The following is a 13849-nucleotide window of genomic DNA, read 5'->3' as shown; positions in this document are numbered from 1 at the left end:
CTTCCAGAGTTTTATGATCCAGTTTACGACCGTCAGTATGGCGCATGAGTAGGCAACTCCGATAAGGTCGGTTGAACAATGCCTACATTATAAATGATGTCCGCTTACTTTTGTACTTCTTAGTATGTTCTGGCGGCAACCGGTCGCATTCCGAACACTGACAAGCTCGGCCTCGAAAATACCGGAATCGCCCTGGGCGCCCGCAGCGTTCCTGATTCCGACCGATACACCATGCAAACCAGTGCACCGCACATCTTTATTGCAGGTGACGCAAAAAATGAGCTGCCCCTTTTACATGAGGCCTCAGATGAGGGGCGTATCGCGGGTAGCAACGCGGGAACCTTTCCCACTGTGGAACCCGGCCATCGACGTGCTGGGCTGGGCGTTGTCTTTTCCGACCCCCAAATTGCCAGTGTGGGCAAACGAGCGCACGAACTGCTCCCTTACACCTTCATCACCGGGAAGGTCAGTTTTCACAATCAGGGAAGAAGCCGCGTAATGGCCAAAAACCAGGGCATGCTGAAAATCTACGCAGACAAGCATAGCGGCATTCTGCTGGGAGCAGAAATGTTCGGACCGGCTGCGGAGCATATTGGCCATCTGCTGGCCTGGGCCGTGCAGCAGTCTCTTACGGTAAACGAGATACTCGGGATGCCTTTCTATCACCCGGTTATTGAAGAAGGTGTTCGCACCGCTTTCCGTGATGCTGCAGAACAGCTCAAAACTATTGAACGCGAGGAGGCATCCCATGCAGTTGCTTGAACTGTTCAGGCGTTACCACACACAGGCGGCAAAGGTTGCCCTGGTAGTAGGTTCGATTCTATTGCTGATCAATCAACATGATGCGCTGTTCGGATATCAAAAAATTCAATGGCTGCCGGCAGCCTTGACCTACTGCGTTCCGTTCTGCGTTTTCATGCTTGGCAAGCTGTCCAGCGAGCGGGATTGCCAGAAATCCTCCGGGCTGAATGTGCCCGTTTCCAGGTATCGTTAACCACCCTGATTTCGCCGCGCTGACTCTCAGTGCGGCGAAATCATCCTTGAGGCAATCGCTTTTGCCTTCAGCGCCGCATCCAGGTCACCTTCAACGTGGGCCTTAACAATAGCGCCCTCTTTCAATAAAAACAGTGCATTGGCAAGCTCTTCTGCTTCAGTTTCTGAAGTGCAGATCTCCAGAGCATGTCGCTTCAGTAGCTCGAAAACCCTGGTTTTGTGAGCTGCACATCGCTTATGTACCGGATGCTCGGGATCGCTGTACTCTCCGCAGGTATTGATAAAAAAGCACCCATAGAAACGATGCAGCGTTGGTACGCGGTTATTGAACCAGTCGTGAACTGCATCAAACATCTCCATGAGAGCCTCTCTTCCCGCCGGCCGACTGTTCATTCGCGACTCCAGCCATTGGAAAAACAGCTTGTCGCGGTGTTCAACAGCCGCCTCTACCAGGCTGTCCTTGCTCTCGAAATGATTGTAGAGCGTTTGCTTTGCTACACCCGACTCCTGCAGCACCTGGTTGATACCGATAGCATGGATCCCGTGCTCGTAGAACAGTCGCAATGCCGTATCGATCAAATCCTGTCTTCGCCCCATCTGCAGGCCTCCATTTTTTTCATTGAATATATCTTGACCAAATTAGACAGATCTGTCTAGAATTAAAAATAGACCGACTTGTCTACTTCAGGAAATGCCACGAGCATAACGAACAGGGTGTTTTTTGACTGGTGTTGTTGTCGGTTCCATTTACGAACCACCAGCGAACACGGCACGGAGAAGAGCACGATGGACCTACAAATCAAAACCACGCGGAAGGCGCCCGTGTTTGGGCCTGAAGCTGATCTGATTGATGGCTTGCAGGCCGGGCACCCACAAGCCTTTGCGGAAGCTTACCGGAGATATCATCCAGTAATGCTGAGAGTTGCGGCCAAATACACCTCTGCAGCGCTTGCCGAGGATATCGCTCAGGAGGCCTGGATGGCGGCCATTGGAGCCATTGCTTCTTTCGAGGGCCGTTCTTCTCTCAAAACGTGGCTGTGCCGGATTGTCACCAATAAGGCTTTCAGTACCTACCGGGAAAAACGTAAAGAATTCCCCGCGACGCCCAGCCTTGCCCTGTTGTCCGATAACGCACCGGACAACCAATTTAATGGCGCGACCGGGCATCTCAGCGAACCGGAGTTGGCTACCCAGACTGCAAAGGTTCAGGAACGTATTCGCATTGAAATGAAAAATATGAACCGGGATCACGCCAACGCGATTCTGCTCAAGGGCATGAGCCCACTCACCGGTTCGCAGGTATCGGATGTGCTCGAAATTTCCCACGGAAACCTGCGGGTCATTCTGCACCGTGCACGAAATGAGCTGGCCGCCCTGCTCTAATCCAGGCGGCCTTTTAACTTTGTTTTGCTAAAGCTGGAGAAACCCTATGAATACCCAACGTCCACCACTACCTCCCTTCACACGGGAGAGAGCCATTGAAAAAGTCCGCCTTGCAGAAGATGGCTGGAACAGCCGTGACCCGGCGAAGGTCGCCCTCGCCTACACAGAGGACACACGCTGGCGCAACCGGGCTGAGTTCGCCAATGGCCGCAAACAGGTCGAAGAGTTCCTAACCCGTAAATGGAATCGTGAGCTGGATTACCGACTGATCAAGGAGCTCTGGGCCTACACTGACAACCGCATTGCCGTGCGCTATGCCTACGAATGGCATGACGACAGCGGAAACTGGTTCCGTTCCTACGGCAATGAAAACTGGGAATTCGATGCCGACGGCCTGATGGAGCGACGCTTCGCCTGTATCAACGACAGCCCCATCAAAGAGTCAGATCGGCTTTTTCGCTGGCCCCTTGGTCGCCGGCCTGATGATCACCCCGGCCTCAGTGACCTGGGTCTCTGATTGCTGCGGCGCATATAACTCTGGAACTCAGTACACTCGAACATTCTGCAAACTTTTAAACACATTTCGCCGCCTACCCGACCGTTGTCAGTACTAGATTAGTGCCCTCAACTCGTCGTTCCGAAATTGCATAGGGGGTAGGCATCATGGACAAATCAATCTCGGGGCTGTCTGCTTTAATCAGCGCAGCCTTTCTTTTCTCCGCAACAGCCCACGCTTCCGGCGGTCACTCGGAAATCATTAAACAGGTGACAGATAGGAGCCTGAAAGTTGTGTCGTCTTTCAAAGCTGTCGACGGAATGACTGGATATGTACTGGATTCAAAGGGTTCCCCAGTCACGATCTATGTTACGCGCGATGGCGAACACGCATTCGTTGGAACATTGATTGATAAGAATGGGGCCAACCTCTCGGCGCCAAAGGTTCAAGAGTTGTTCATCAATGCCCAGAATAAGCAAGCGTGGAGCAGGCTCGAAGAGAGTCATTGGATCCAGGACGGCGACCCCAATGCCGAAATCCTTGTTTACGCCTTCGTAGATCCAAACTGTCCTTACTGTCACAGATTCAGAACAGCCGCAGCGCCGTGGATCAATGCCGGGAAAGTTCAGATCCGGCATATCGTCGTAGGCGTGTTGGCCCGCGACAGCGTCGCGAAAGCTTCAACCATTCTCGCTTCGAAAAAGCCCCATGGAGCCTTGATCAGGAACTTTGAGACCTTCCGCAGTGGCGGTATTGTGCCTGTACACGATGCGTCAGAGCGCGGTAAATCAGGGGTGGAAGCTAATAACCGTTTGATGTCGGAACTTGGTGTCAGCGCCACTCCGGGGATCTACTATAAAGACGGCAACGGGAACGTGAAAATGCGGCTTGGACTGCCGCCCGAAAGCGAATTCCAGCAAATCATGAATCCATAGGCTTTAGTCTGGGCGGCCTGTCGGTCGCAAGCCGCCCCGCGCCAAAAACAGCGACGCGCCTGCTCCAAATCAGTGTTCTGACGGAGCAAGGAACGTACTGGTTTCGGTAACCAACTCCTTCTCCGCATGCAGGGTGCTGATCTGAAAAACGATGTCGTTGGCGCCAGCATTGAGGGCAGATGCAGGCAGGGCCACGGAATAAGGAACCTCAACCTTCTCTCCGGCCTCAACTACCACGCCCAAAGGGCCTGTGGTTGACGCTCGCAATGGATCTTCAACCTCTATGATGAGGTACTTCTGGCTGCTGTCTTTGTTAGTGAGCTTCAGCAGATAGCTGTTTTCGACCTCTCCCTCATTGGTATACCGATACATACCCGGTCCCTTTCAACATCGAGTGTTATCAGAAGTCTGGACGCCACGCCCCATGCAAACAGCGCAATCATCAGAACCAGGAAGGCGAAATACCCCAGCAGCCGTGGTCTGAACAGGTTCGCTGTTCCACCGCCCAGCTCTCGCTCGCTGACGTAACGAACCAGGCCACGGGCATAGCCCATTTTGTCCATGATCGAGTCGCAGGCATCAATGCAGGCGGCACACCCAATACACTCCATTTGCAAGCCGTCCCGAATATCAATCCCTGTCGGGCAAACCTGCACGCACTGCTGACAATCAATGCAATCTCCCAGCTCCGCTGAAGCTGGCACAGCATCCTTTCTCCGAGAACCTCTAGGTTCACCCCGTTCAGCGTCATAGGAAATAACCACGGAGTCCGCATCCACCATGGACGACTGGAATCTGCCGTAAGGGCACATGTGGAAACAGACTTTCTCGCGCAGCCAACCAGCATTCAGATAAGTGGCCGCAGTAAAGAACAAGACCCAGAACAGGGCCCAACCTGATGCTTCCAGGGTAAAAAGATCACCGACAAGATCGCGTATCGGCGTGAAATACCCTACAAACGTTATCGCCGTTAAGAGACTGATAAGGAGCCACAGCCCATGTTTGGAACCGCGACGAACGATCTTCTTTACGCTGAGCGGCGCTGCATCAAGCTTTATCCTTTTTGATCGATCGCCCTCCGCCACTCGCTCCGCCCACAGGAAGACCCAGGTCCAGACACTCTGAGGGCACGCGTAGCCGCACCACACCCGACCGGCCAACACCGTGAGAAAGAACAAACCGAAGGCACAAATGAGGAGAATCCCGGAGAGCAGCACCAAGTCTTCTGGCCAGAACGTGGCGGAAAAGATATGAAACTTCTTCGCTGAGAGATCCCAGAGGACCGCCTGTCTGCCACCCCAGTCGAGCCACGCCACACCAAAATACAGCGCAAAGAGAACAACACCTCCGGTAATTCGCACTCGACGATAGAAGCCGGAGAAACTTCGGGGTTGGATTTTGTGTTCGGCCTCTGGGACTTTCGAAGTTGACTCGATTTGCTTTACAGAGATAAGGCGACTCATTTTTTGCGCACCTTGCCATCATTAAGGAATAAAAGGTGACGCGAGGTTAATGGATCGCACTAAACAGGGGCAGGACCACTTTTTTAATATTTGATAGGGACAGATGGAGGATCTTCAGAACATGAGTGCAGGTAGTCTCTGCAACGCATCTGTTCGTGCTTCGTTCCAGGGATGGGCAAAACTGATTCTCAGGCAGTTCGAAAACTTTCCGGAAACCGAGAAGAGGCTACCGGGCGTTATGACAATACCCTCCTTGAGGGTTTTGGCGTAAAGGCTCAGAGTGTCGACTTCTGGCGGCAATTCCACCCACAAAGCCAAACCACCCTGAGGCGCGGTTGCTTTCAAAGGCACCGGCCAGTCCCCCAGCAGATCCAGTAGATAGTCTCGCTGCAGGCGCAAGCTTTGCCGATACCGTCGGAGGTACGATGCGTAGCCGCCCTCGGCAATAAAGCTTGCCACGCCTTGCTGCAAGAAGCGGCTACTGGCCAACTGGGAGGTCAATTTCAGCTGCAGTATGTTTCGATGCCACCGGCCACCTGAAACCCAGCCCAAACGCAGGTCTCGCGAGAGAACTTTCGAGAAAGAGCTGCAGTGGATGACGCGGTCATGGTCATCAATCGCCTTCAGGGAGTCGGGGGTGTTAAACCACCCTGACTCGCCGTATATGTCATCTTCAATGATGGCCAGATCGTGTCGAGCAGCAAGCTCGAGCAACCGTCGACGGTCTTCGGAAGGCATGACAGCCCCGGTAGGGGTGGCAAAGGACGGTGAAACGACGCAAGCCTTGATGTCCCAGACCTGAAGGCTCTTTTCGAGCGCTTGGATATCCATACCGCTTGTCGGCGAGGCCGGTATCTCGAGTACCTTGAGATCGAGCTGCTCAAGCAACTGAAGAACGCCATAAAACCCCGGCGCTTCCACCGCAACCACGTCACCGCTCTGGCAAACCGCCATCAGGGCCAGGAACAGGGACTGCTGACAACCAGAGGTGATGCAGAACTGATTGGCAACAGCCGTCCACCCTCTTTTGGCGGCTCGCAGCGCAAGCTGAGTTCTCAACTCCTGATCACCAGCCGGCTCGTCATAATACTGGAAGCTCGCGGATTGGCGACGCAGGGCCCGGCCGATTGACCGGTTCAGCTGAATTATGCCCGGTGGCGGCTCGTCGCTATGGAGATCGGGGAGCAAATCAAAGGCAGCGCTTCGGGTCATGATGTCCTGAAAAACCTGGCTCACTGAGACAGGCTGAGGCTCGGCAGGCACGGTGGCTTGCCTTGGGGGCTCGAACTCGCTATGCCCACGCGACACAAAAAAGCCGCTTCTCTCCCGGGCCTCGACCATTCCCTGAGCCTCGAGCCGTTGCAACGCATGCTGTACCGTAATCTTGGAAAAGCCGTACTGGTTACATAGTGCTCTTATGGATGGCAGTCGTTCGCCGGGCCCCCATCGACCATCCTCGATACTCTGTCGAAGAGTATTTTCAAGTGCCTGATATTTGGCCAGATCGACTGTCATTGCCTGATCCATCTCCACAACGCATTCAGGGAATTATTCGGAACATCGATTAGAAGTGCACCTTCCCCGATTTCCGAATAAAAAAAGCCGGGCTTTGGACCCGGCAAACTGAGTTTACTCTGAAAACCGCCAACAACTCACGCCAACTGCGATACCTTATGTTTCAGGCCGTCGATCCACTTGTTTAAATCTTTCAGGGATTTGGACCCGGTCTCCTGCCCCATGAACTGATCTCGTCTCAGCAGAACCAGCGTCGGAATGGCCCTGACGCCAAATTTGGCAGCGATCTCGTGCTTCTGATCCACATCCACCTTGATGACGGCGTTATCGGGATTCAGTTCACTGAACTGTTCAAGCACGGGATTCATGACCTTACAGGGCGCACACCAGGGTGCCCAGAAATCCAGTAGCAGCCATTCGTGTTTATTGGCAAGTTCGCCCAATTCGTCAAACGTATTGAGATTTACAATCGGCACAACGAGGTTCCTCCGGGAACTTTCTGAAGAATAAAAAGGGCGTATTCGGTGAACAATATCGACGCGAGGGTAAATGCCGAATACGCCAAGGGGTGAACGATTATGGATCAGGCTTTTCTCAACCGGTCGCCAATCAGCTTATCCAGGGAGAACACACCCGGACCACACATAGCCAGAGCCATCAGGATCAAGCCCCAGACCACGTGATATAACTCCGCCGCTGGCGCAATCGCTTCAAGACTGATGACCGCTACAATGTTGATGACGAAAAGCCCCAGGGAAGACACCAGCGAAAACAAACCAATCACCAGCAACACCGGAAAAACGAGTTCGCCAAAAGTCGCCAGGAAGGCCGCAAACTCGGGACTCAACAGTGGAACACTGTATTCTTCCTCAAACAGAAACAGCGTTGTTCCCCAGTCATCAATCTTTGTGAGACCAGCTTTAAAAAAGACCCAGGCCACATAAAGCCGCCCGAGAAGCAGTGCAATGGGTAGCAGGCTACCAATCAGTCGCTGAACCGAATCGTTCAAACCATAGAAACTGTATGCCAACGTTTTCATGTCAATCTCCTCTTAATGAATGGCTTTGGCGCCAACAATGACGCCTTTTGCGATCATGTCTTGCAGCCAATGGGTAAAGCTGGTGTCTTTCAGAACATCCTCGCAAAAGACTTCGGCAATACTCCGCTGGTTTCTGACTGACTCCAGCAACAATAAGTCTTTCTCAGGAATGAGTTCCGCCATCCCTTTCCAACCTGCGCGATAGATCAGCGCATTCTGGCCTCGGCCCCTGGCGATCATTCTCTTCGCCTGAGCAAAACTGAGTGTGTCCTTCGGTGTTTCGCTTTTGTGCGCCTCCCAGATACTGACCACCGGGTACATGGAGCGGAAAAACTGGAGTCCTTTGTTGAGAATCAGAGAGCAGGACGCCAGGTCTTCTCCAATTACGGCGAAGCTGTCGACGTTCACCTCTTCATATTGGCTTCTCTCGACTCGCCCGATGTAATTGTCGAGGCGCGCCACATCGGAGAGATAAGGAACCCGGTCTGAAATCCGGTTCGAGATAATCCAGCTCGGAAAGCCCCAGCCGAAATCACTCCAGTCGCCGCTCTGTTTGCGGATCATTTGGAAATAGTCGAGAGCCAGGCCTTCAAAGTCGGCAGGCCCGACCAGTGCCCTCACAGTTGGATAACTTTGTTCGAGGGCTCGAACTGCCTTTACCTCAACCCCGAATCGGTACACTTCTGAATTGGGTAACACCGGCTCGCTGGTGGCGCCGAACAGGAATTGCAGGAAATGGGCCTGGTAATCAGACAGATTCATAGGCTGCGCTCCCTTCTCAATACCTGGCGCTGTGCTTTTCTGGCCTTGCTAGCCTCACCCAGAAGTTCGCGCCAGGATGGGAGATTGTTATCCCATTCGATCAACGTAGGCCTGGGACCGACCGCATTGAGTACGCGCTGGTAGATTTGCCAGCCAGCCTCGGATACCGGGCGGGCATGGTCGTCGATCAGTAACTCTTCGTCGCCCACGGGCGTCGAGCCCGCAAGATGAATCTCGGTGATCGCAGAGTAGTCGAGTGATTCGACGTAGCGATCAACAAAGTTCTCCAGGTTTGAGACTTGCCCATTGCGGGCGTTCACCATCAGATTGTTGATATCGAGGATCAGGCCACACTGCGTGCGAGCTACGATTTCACCGAGAAAACTCGCTTCGTCGAAATCACTTTGGTCATACTCGATGTAGGCACAGACATTCTCAATAGCGATCTGACGGCCAAGGTACTGTTGTATGCGATCAATGTTATTAACCGCATGCCGCAAGCTGTCTTCGGTAAAGGGAATGGGTAGCAGATCACCACCGTGAAAAAGCCTTCCGCCGATCCTTGCCCAGGTGAAACACAGGTGGTCCGACACGAGTATCGGATCCACCCGATCCACAAGACGCTTGAGTTTCTTGAGGTAATCATCAGGAACAGCCTCAACCGACCCCAAACCTGCCGAGGTGCCATGCAGACTGATTGGCGTGCTGGCCGAGACCTCTTGAAGAAGATCGACAGCGATACCAGCGTCCGCGAAGAAATTCTCCGAATGGACCTCAAGAAAATCGAGCGCGGGTGTCTGCTCCAGAACATTCTGGTAGTGCTCGGATCGCAGCCCTACCCCAACGGCGGTCTTCTTGAGTTCCGGATTGCTGTGGGCTGTGGCCTGACGATTACTCATGGCTCTTAACCTTTGCCTTTCTCAGCAATGATTTTCAGGGCCGTTTCCTTGTCAAAACCACCCAGATCCTCGCAGGTGCCTTTCTCGACAATCTTGTACTCACCCGGGTCGTTGGCGACTTTGGACTGCCCTGCACAGGAGTGGGTTCCGGCAAGGTTCGCACAATCGTTACCACCTACAGGCGAAATGCCGTAACACTTTTCTTTGCCACCTGCGTGAGCCAGGGGCGCGGACATGGCGCCGGCCAATGCCGCCGCCAGTGCTGCGCTGAAAAGAAGTTTCTGGTTCATATCTATCACCTTCACAGTTTGTTTCAGGGTCCCCGAGCAATAACGCCAAGGACCCCGGGACGTGCTCATATCATTGGCAGGGAATTACAGCTCGGCTGCTTCCACAGTTTTGATCTCCGGCCAGATGTCGTTGGCATTGGCGATGAAACCGGGCACATCGGTGAGCCAACGCTTCTGCACGTCTTTGTTCAGGTTCAGGTACAGCTTGTTATCGACAATCCGCCAGGCTTCGGGATCAACGTCGAATTTTTTCTCCATGGTCACGCCAAACGCGCAGTAACCACCGTACTGAGGCGCATAGGCACTGGGGTCGGCACGGAACAGATCACGGTTCTCGGCGCTGGAGAAATGGTAGATCGCGTTCTTGTAGGTGGCGGTGTATTCCGCAGAACCCTTGGTGGCTTCTGAATCGGAAAAGTAAGCCACAGGATCGTAGCCGCTGATGGCAACATCATTTGCGTCGGCATTCATGTCGATATCAGCAGCAAAAGCAACAGAGGCAGCGCTCATGGCAGCAACAGCAACGAAGGCACGAAGTTTGTTGAAACGAGTCATTGGGTATCTCCTTTGAATGAATGATGACTACGTCTGAAACATTAAGGCCTTGAGCGGTACTGAATGAGTACGATCGTTCAAACTTCTATGCCAATTATCTGGAGTGGCTTATGGACAGGCTTTCTTACATTCTCGACCAACTTAACGTAAACGCCGGCGTGTTCTTTCGGGGTCAGCTTTGTGGTCTCGCTTCCTTTGAAGAAGAAGGAACCGGTTATATCCATGTACTGCGTTCGGGGGTGCTCGACATCATGGAAGGCAATCGGGAGAAGATTACGCTCACCGAACCAACCATGATTTTCTCAGTGTGCTCTCAGCCGCATCAGCTTTTCGGTGCCAACAAGGAAGGCGCCGAGATAATATGCGCGTCAATCAAGTTCCAGACTGGTTCCCGAAACCCAGTCCTCCAGGCGCTGCCCCCTTCCGTTGTACTTCCCCTGTCTTCGGTTCAGGGCCTTGGCTCATTCGTAGATGTACTGTTCGCGGAGGCCGAAGCAGCCCAGGAGGGGCGGGACGCGGTTATGAACCGACTCGTTGAGGTGATTTTCGTGAATGTGCTACGGCATATCGTTTCCGAAGGAGAAACACCCAAGGGCATGCTATCCGCGCTTGCGGACCGTCAGCTGAGCAAGGTGCTGAATTGCATCGACAGAAATCTGAATGGAGATCTTTCTGTTGATAAGCTGGCTGAAGTGGCGACCATGTCCCGCTCAACCTTCATACAGCACTTCAAAAACGTGCTCGGCCTGGCACCTGGCGAATACGTCCAGAATGTCCGAATCTCTGCAGCCAAGAAGCTCATCCTCAAAGACAAGCCCATGTCGATTATTTGTTTCGAAGTTGGTTACGAAGACGCCTCCGGGTTCTCGAGGGCTTTCAAAAAGAATACGGGCATGACGCCCAGGGAATGGAAAAAGCTGAACGCGACAGCCGCCGAAGCTGAGAAAAACGTAGTTGAGGAAAACGCTAACGTGGCCTGATAGAGCTGAAACAGACAAGGGGCAAGGATTCTGAATCCTTGCCCCTTTTTAGTTGGTATTGCGCTTTACTTCAGAATAACCTGGCCGCGGATTACTTTTTGACCGCTGTACGGGCTACTCACGGAGTGGCCGTAATCGTCGCTGTCTGATTTTCGGTCCGCCAGGGTTGCGCTGGCGGAAGCGGAAATCAGGGCGATGGAAACAAGAAGCAAGGCTTTGGCAGTGATGTTTTTCATGTTGGTTTCTCCAGTGGTTGATGTCTACGAGAGAAATAGTAACCACCGGAGCACCGTCACAAAGGGACAAGCGTTCTAGTTAATGGGCCGATTGTCCAAGCCGGGTTTAATCACGGTTAGCGGACCGCAATCAAGCGCCCTGGCCGCCATCGCGTTTGCCCAACACTCTTTTGCGACCCGCTCGATCACGCTCCGAATCCAGATAATGCCCGGATCCCGGTCGTGTCGGGTGTGCCATGCGAGATACAGGCTGGTGGGCTCCACCTCAATTGGCAGACTGGTAATGGAAATACCTGCGCAGAATTCGCAGTCGCCGGTGATAACTTCGGGGATAGTAGCAACCAGGTCGGAGTTTCTGAGCAGATTTGGAACCGCGGAAAAGTGGTTTACCGTCACTGCCACGCGTCTCTCCAGGCCACGCCGGTTGAGTGTATCGTCGACAACACCGTGAGCCTCACCAGACATGGTTGCCAGCAGGTGTTGGGCATTCAGAAATGAATCAAGGTCAACCGGACGACCACTGAGCTCATGGCCACTTCTCATGGCCAATACATATCCGGTGTCGAACAACCACAGGCTTCTGAGACTGTGATCGTGCTGCTCGAAGAATCCAATTACGAAATCAACACTTGCTTCGCGCAGATGATTCGCTGCAGTGGCGGGTGAGAAAGGTACCGCATGCAAATCAATCCCTGGCGCACTTTTCTGCAGCTCGGAGACCAGCGGTTGCCAGACCATCTCGAGAATCAGATCGGTAACAGCTACCCTGAACGTCCTGCGGGATTCACTGGGTGTGAAACGGGTAGAATTTACCGCATTGGACAGTTCGTACAGCGGATTGCGGATCTGGTCCCAAAGGCTTTGCGCATACGAAGTCGGTTCTACCTGCCGCCCCCGCTTCACAAACAAAGGATCTTTCCAGGCCGTCCGCATTCGGGAAACAACGTTCGAAACCGCTGGCTGGGTCATACCGAGTCGGTCCGCCGCTCGTGTGATTGAGCCTTCCGTCATGATGGCGCTGAACACGTGTAACAGGTTGAGTTCCTGGTTTTTCATGGTGCCTCCCTCGTGTTTGATGAGGTCGTTATAGAGTGATCTTTACTGCACAGACGTCCAGCGGGCCTATCTGTTACTGAAACTACCCCAGAATTGCAGCCATTCCGTTTACCTGATTGTCTGGACAATGCACGCACTGCAACCTACGATCATGCATATACACTTCATTAGCAGGAGCCCAACATGTCTGAGCAGTCTGTTGATCAGGAAACAACGCCGCTTGATGTTGCCAGAACCTGCGCGGCTCTTTACTCCCGCGTTTTTTCCCGGCTGGTAACCCGGCACTACAACCATCACCTTTCCGATACCGGTCTCAGGATTACCCAGTTCTCAATTCTGAATGCCATCAAACTGTCACCACCAAACTCCATCAACGAGCTGGCTGAGTTACTCGGAATGGAGCGGACATCGCTTCAGCGAACGGTTGAAAAACTGATTGCCAAGGGCTTGCTTCAGTCTCAGCCAACGGGCCATAAGCGTTCGCTAGGCCTGGCTCTGACGCCGGAAGGCGAGGAAATATATCAGCAGGCATTGGTAAGATGGGAAGAAGCTCACGGTGAGTTTACCGATATGGTAGGGGCAGATGACTGGTCAGAAACCGTAGGCAAACTCCGGCGCTACAGCGGCAAGCTTCAGTCTACCCTGTGATATCGGTTCAGCCGCCGTCTCGCATCGACTCGAGCAGGGCTTCGACCTCTGCCTGATTGTAGCGAGGGGTTATGTGTTGCGGACAATTCCAGTCGAAGGCTTCGACATGAATGAGCATGCCCTTCTCTACCTTCGCGTCATAACTATCGTCCTTCAGATCGTCCAGAATCGACGGCTGGTCGGAACCCACAAGCGCCATCCGGCCAAGCAGTTTTAGCCTCCTACGGTTCGGATAGTCCATCAGGAACAGCGCCACGCGATCATTGTTCAGGACGTTTCCCGTTGTGACGTACTGACGGTTGCCCGAGTAATCAGCGAAACCGATGGTCGACTGGTCTATTACCTTCAAAAACCCGGCCGGCCCACCCCGATGCTGGATGTAAGGCCAGCCTGTCTCACTGACGCTGGCAATATAGAAACTGTCACGAGCTTCAATGAAGGTGCGCTCCCGCTCCCTGAGCAGATGGTTTCGGTCGGGGCCGGTCTCTATGGATGCGTAACCCGACCGGCTACCCATGTCCTCCTGAACCTGCTTAACGGTCCGGGTAAAAGCGATTTCCGCAAACTTGTGGGCCATGCTGGGCTCCTGAAGGTCTTTA

18 protein-coding genes and 1 pseudogene are annotated in these 13849 nt (G+C 53.4%); 7 read left to right on the top strand and 12 right to left on the bottom strand.

Features of this window, described 5'->3' with window-relative positions; all coding sequences use genetic code 11:
- Positions 1-129: 129 nt before the first annotated feature.
- Both ARC85_RS16295 and nrtS read left to right on the top strand, forming a co-directional pair.
- On the top strand, positions 130-762 hold the full coding sequence (locus ARC85_RS16295; RefSeq protein ID WP_286715486.1) for an oxidoreductase dimerization domain-containing protein: 633 nt from the start codon (positions 130-132) through the stop codon (positions 760-762).
- A complete protein-coding gene (gene nrtS / locus ARC85_RS16290) occupies positions 749-994 on the top strand; it encodes a nitrate/nitrite transporter NrtS (RefSeq protein WP_149600586.1) in 246 nt (81 codons plus the stop codon). The genes ARC85_RS16295 and nrtS overlap by 14 nt, the downstream gene beginning before the upstream one ends.
- A 26-nt stretch (positions 995-1020) precedes the next feature.
- On the opposite strand, the gene ARC85_RS16285 is transcribed toward nrtS, so the two are convergent.
- Positions 1021-1590, bottom strand: coding sequence for a TetR/AcrR family transcriptional regulator (locus tag ARC85_RS16285; RefSeq protein ID WP_149600585.1), 570 nt, complete (start codon positions 1588-1590; stop codon positions 1021-1023).
- 189 nt (positions 1591-1779) lie between these two features.
- Between ARC85_RS16285 and ARC85_RS16280 the strand changes: the two genes are divergently transcribed.
- The 3 genes from ARC85_RS16280 to dsbG all read left to right on the top strand — a co-directional run bounded on the left by ARC85_RS16280 (position 1780) and on the right by dsbG (position 3807).
- On the top strand, positions 1780-2376 hold the full coding sequence (locus ARC85_RS16280; protein ID WP_149600584.1) for an RNA polymerase sigma factor: 597 nt from the start codon (positions 1780-1782) through the stop codon (positions 2374-2376).
- Positions 2377-2422: 46 nt separating this feature from the next.
- The gene (locus ARC85_RS16275) at positions 2423-2893 is read left to right on the top strand and encodes a nuclear transport factor 2 family protein (RefSeq protein ID WP_286715478.1); all 471 of its coding nucleotides are present in this window, start codon (positions 2423-2425) and stop codon (positions 2891-2893) included.
- 146 nt (positions 2894-3039) lie between these two features.
- Complete coding sequence (gene dsbG / locus ARC85_RS16270; RefSeq protein ID WP_286715476.1) at positions 3040-3807, top strand: thiol:disulfide interchange protein DsbG; 768 nt, start codon at positions 3040-3042, stop codon at positions 3805-3807.
- A 69-nt stretch (positions 3808-3876) separates the two neighbouring features.
- Here the strand turns inward: dsbG and ccoG are convergent.
- From ccoG to ARC85_RS16230, 8 genes and pseudogenes are all read right to left on the bottom strand, one after another.
- A pseudogene (ccoG, locus tag ARC85_RS16265) lies at positions 3877-5270 on the bottom strand (cytochrome c oxidase accessory protein CcoG).
- Positions 5271-5384: 114 nt separating this feature from the next.
- Positions 5385-6785, bottom strand: coding sequence for an aminotransferase-like domain-containing protein (locus ARC85_RS16260; protein ID WP_149600580.1), 1401 nt, complete (start codon positions 6783-6785; stop codon positions 5385-5387).
- Positions 6786-6922: 137 nt separating this feature from the next.
- Positions 6923-7261: a thioredoxin family protein gene (locus ARC85_RS16255; protein WP_149600579.1), complete on the bottom strand. Its 339-nt coding sequence runs from the start codon at positions 7259-7261 to the stop codon at positions 6923-6925.
- A 107-nt stretch (positions 7262-7368) separates the two neighbouring features.
- A complete protein-coding gene (locus tag ARC85_RS16250; RefSeq protein WP_121206439.1) occupies positions 7369-7824 on the bottom strand; it encodes a DoxX family protein in 456 nt (151 codons plus the stop codon).
- 12 nt (positions 7825-7836) lie between these two features.
- A complete protein-coding gene (locus tag ARC85_RS16245; RefSeq protein ID WP_286715473.1) occupies positions 7837-8586 on the bottom strand; it encodes an HvfC/BufC N-terminal domain-containing protein in 750 nt (249 codons plus the stop codon).
- Positions 8583-9485, bottom strand: coding sequence for an MbnB/TglH/ChrH family RiPP precursor modification enzyme (locus tag ARC85_RS16240; RefSeq protein ID WP_149600577.1), 903 nt, complete (start codon positions 9483-9485; stop codon positions 8583-8585). The genes ARC85_RS16245 and ARC85_RS16240 overlap by 4 nt, the downstream gene beginning before the upstream one ends.
- A gap of 5 nt (positions 9486-9490) precedes the next feature.
- Positions 9491-9775: a BufA1 family periplasmic bufferin-type metallophore gene (locus ARC85_RS16235; protein ID WP_149600576.1), complete on the bottom strand. Its 285-nt coding sequence runs from the start codon at positions 9773-9775 to the stop codon at positions 9491-9493.
- Positions 9776-9859: 84 nt separating this feature from the next.
- Positions 9860-10330, bottom strand: coding sequence for a YHS domain-containing (seleno)protein (locus ARC85_RS16230; protein ID WP_014421588.1), 471 nt, complete (start codon positions 10328-10330; stop codon positions 9860-9862).
- Positions 10331-10440: 110 nt separating this feature from the next.
- On the opposite strand from ARC85_RS16230, the gene ARC85_RS16225 reads away from it, so the two are divergent.
- The gene (locus ARC85_RS16225) at positions 10441-11310 is read left to right on the top strand and encodes an AraC family transcriptional regulator (RefSeq protein ID WP_149600575.1); all 870 of its coding nucleotides are present in this window, start codon (positions 10441-10443) and stop codon (positions 11308-11310) included.
- Between the two features lie 65 nt (positions 11311-11375).
- Here the strand turns inward: ARC85_RS16225 and ARC85_RS16220 are convergent, their stop codons facing one another.
- Both ARC85_RS16220 and ARC85_RS16215 read right to left on the bottom strand, forming a co-directional pair.
- Positions 11376-11546: a hypothetical protein gene (locus tag ARC85_RS16220; RefSeq protein WP_188093624.1), complete on the bottom strand. Its 171-nt coding sequence runs from the start codon at positions 11544-11546 to the stop codon at positions 11376-11378.
- A gap of 75 nt (positions 11547-11621) precedes the next feature.
- Entirely contained in the window at positions 11622-12602 is a 981-nt protein-coding gene (locus ARC85_RS16215) for a LysR family transcriptional regulator (RefSeq protein ID WP_149600574.1), read from the bottom strand.
- A gap of 183 nt (positions 12603-12785) precedes the next feature.
- On the opposite strand from ARC85_RS16215, the gene ARC85_RS16210 reads away from it, so the two are divergent.
- Positions 12786-13250 (top strand): MarR family winged helix-turn-helix transcriptional regulator, encoded by a 465-nt coding sequence (locus ARC85_RS16210; RefSeq protein ID WP_149600573.1) that lies wholly within the window; start codon positions 12786-12788, stop codon positions 13248-13250.
- 7 nt (positions 13251-13257) lie between these two features.
- Here the strand turns inward: ARC85_RS16210 and ARC85_RS16205 are convergent, their stop codons facing one another.
- Positions 13258-13827, bottom strand: a complete 570-nt coding sequence (locus ARC85_RS16205; RefSeq protein ID WP_149600572.1) for a pyridoxamine 5'-phosphate oxidase family protein — start codon at positions 13825-13827, stop codon at positions 13258-13260.
- Positions 13828-13849 lie beyond the last annotated feature (22 nt).

Origin of the sequence: Marinobacter sp. tcs-11, from assembly GCF_002049515.1 — a bacterium.
GTDB lineage: Bacteria > Pseudomonadota > Gammaproteobacteria > Pseudomonadales > Oleiphilaceae > Marinobacter > Marinobacter nauticus.
This window is presented reverse-complemented; position numbering and strand designations above follow the sequence as displayed.

What these genes read in the sequence shown, in the direction of transcription:
- ARC85_RS16245 (WP_286715473.1), bottom strand. Translation starts at nt 8,586, where the DNA reads ATGAATCTGTCTGATTACCAGGCCCATTTCCTGCAATTCCTGTTCGGC.
- ARC85_RS16275 (WP_286715478.1), top strand. Translation starts at nt 2,423, where the DNA reads ATGAATACCCAACGTCCACCACTACCTCCCTTCACACGGGAGAGAGCC.
- ARC85_RS16210 (WP_149600573.1), top strand. Translation starts at nt 12,786, where the DNA reads ATGTCTGAGCAGTCTGTTGATCAGGAAACAACGCCGCTTGATGTTGCC.
- dsbG (WP_286715476.1), top strand. Translation starts at nt 3,040, where the DNA reads ATGGACAAATCAATCTCGGGGCTGTCTGCTTTAATCAGCGCAGCCTTT.
- ARC85_RS16280 (WP_149600584.1), top strand. Translation starts at nt 1,780, where the DNA reads ATGGACCTACAAATCAAAACCACGCGGAAGGCGCCCGTGTTTGGGCCT.
- ARC85_RS16260 (WP_149600580.1), bottom strand. Translation starts at nt 6,785, where the DNA reads ATGACAGTCGATCTGGCCAAATATCAGGCACTTGAAAATACTCTTCGA.
- ARC85_RS16235 (WP_149600576.1), bottom strand. Translation starts at nt 9,775, where the DNA reads ATGAACCAGAAACTTCTTTTCAGCGCAGCACTGGCGGCGGCATTGGCC.
- ARC85_RS16215 (WP_149600574.1), bottom strand. Translation starts at nt 12,602, where the DNA reads ATGAAAAACCAGGAACTCAACCTGTTACACGTGTTCAGCGCCATCATG.
- ARC85_RS16220 (WP_188093624.1), bottom strand. Translation starts at nt 11,546, where the DNA reads ATGAAAAACATCACTGCCAAAGCCTTGCTTCTTGTTTCCATCGCCCTG.
- ARC85_RS16250 (WP_121206439.1), bottom strand. Translation starts at nt 7,824, where the DNA reads ATGAAAACGTTGGCATACAGTTTCTATGGTTTGAACGATTCGGTTCAG.
- ARC85_RS16230 (WP_014421588.1), bottom strand. Translation starts at nt 10,330, where the DNA reads ATGACTCGTTTCAACAAACTTCGTGCCTTCGTTGCTGTTGCTGCCATG.
- nrtS (WP_149600586.1), top strand. Translation starts at nt 749, where the DNA reads ATGCAGTTGCTTGAACTGTTCAGGCGTTACCACACACAGGCGGCAAAG.
- ARC85_RS16240 (WP_149600577.1), bottom strand. Translation starts at nt 9,485, where the DNA reads ATGAGTAATCGTCAGGCCACAGCCCACAGCAATCCGGAACTCAAGAAG.
- ARC85_RS16225 (WP_149600575.1), top strand. Translation starts at nt 10,441, where the DNA reads ATGGACAGGCTTTCTTACATTCTCGACCAACTTAACGTAAACGCCGGC.
- ARC85_RS16205 (WP_149600572.1), bottom strand. Translation starts at nt 13,827, where the DNA reads ATGGCCCACAAGTTTGCGGAAATCGCTTTTACCCGGACCGTTAAGCAG.
- ARC85_RS16285 (WP_149600585.1), bottom strand. Translation starts at nt 1,590, where the DNA reads ATGGGGCGAAGACAGGATTTGATCGATACGGCATTGCGACTGTTCTAC.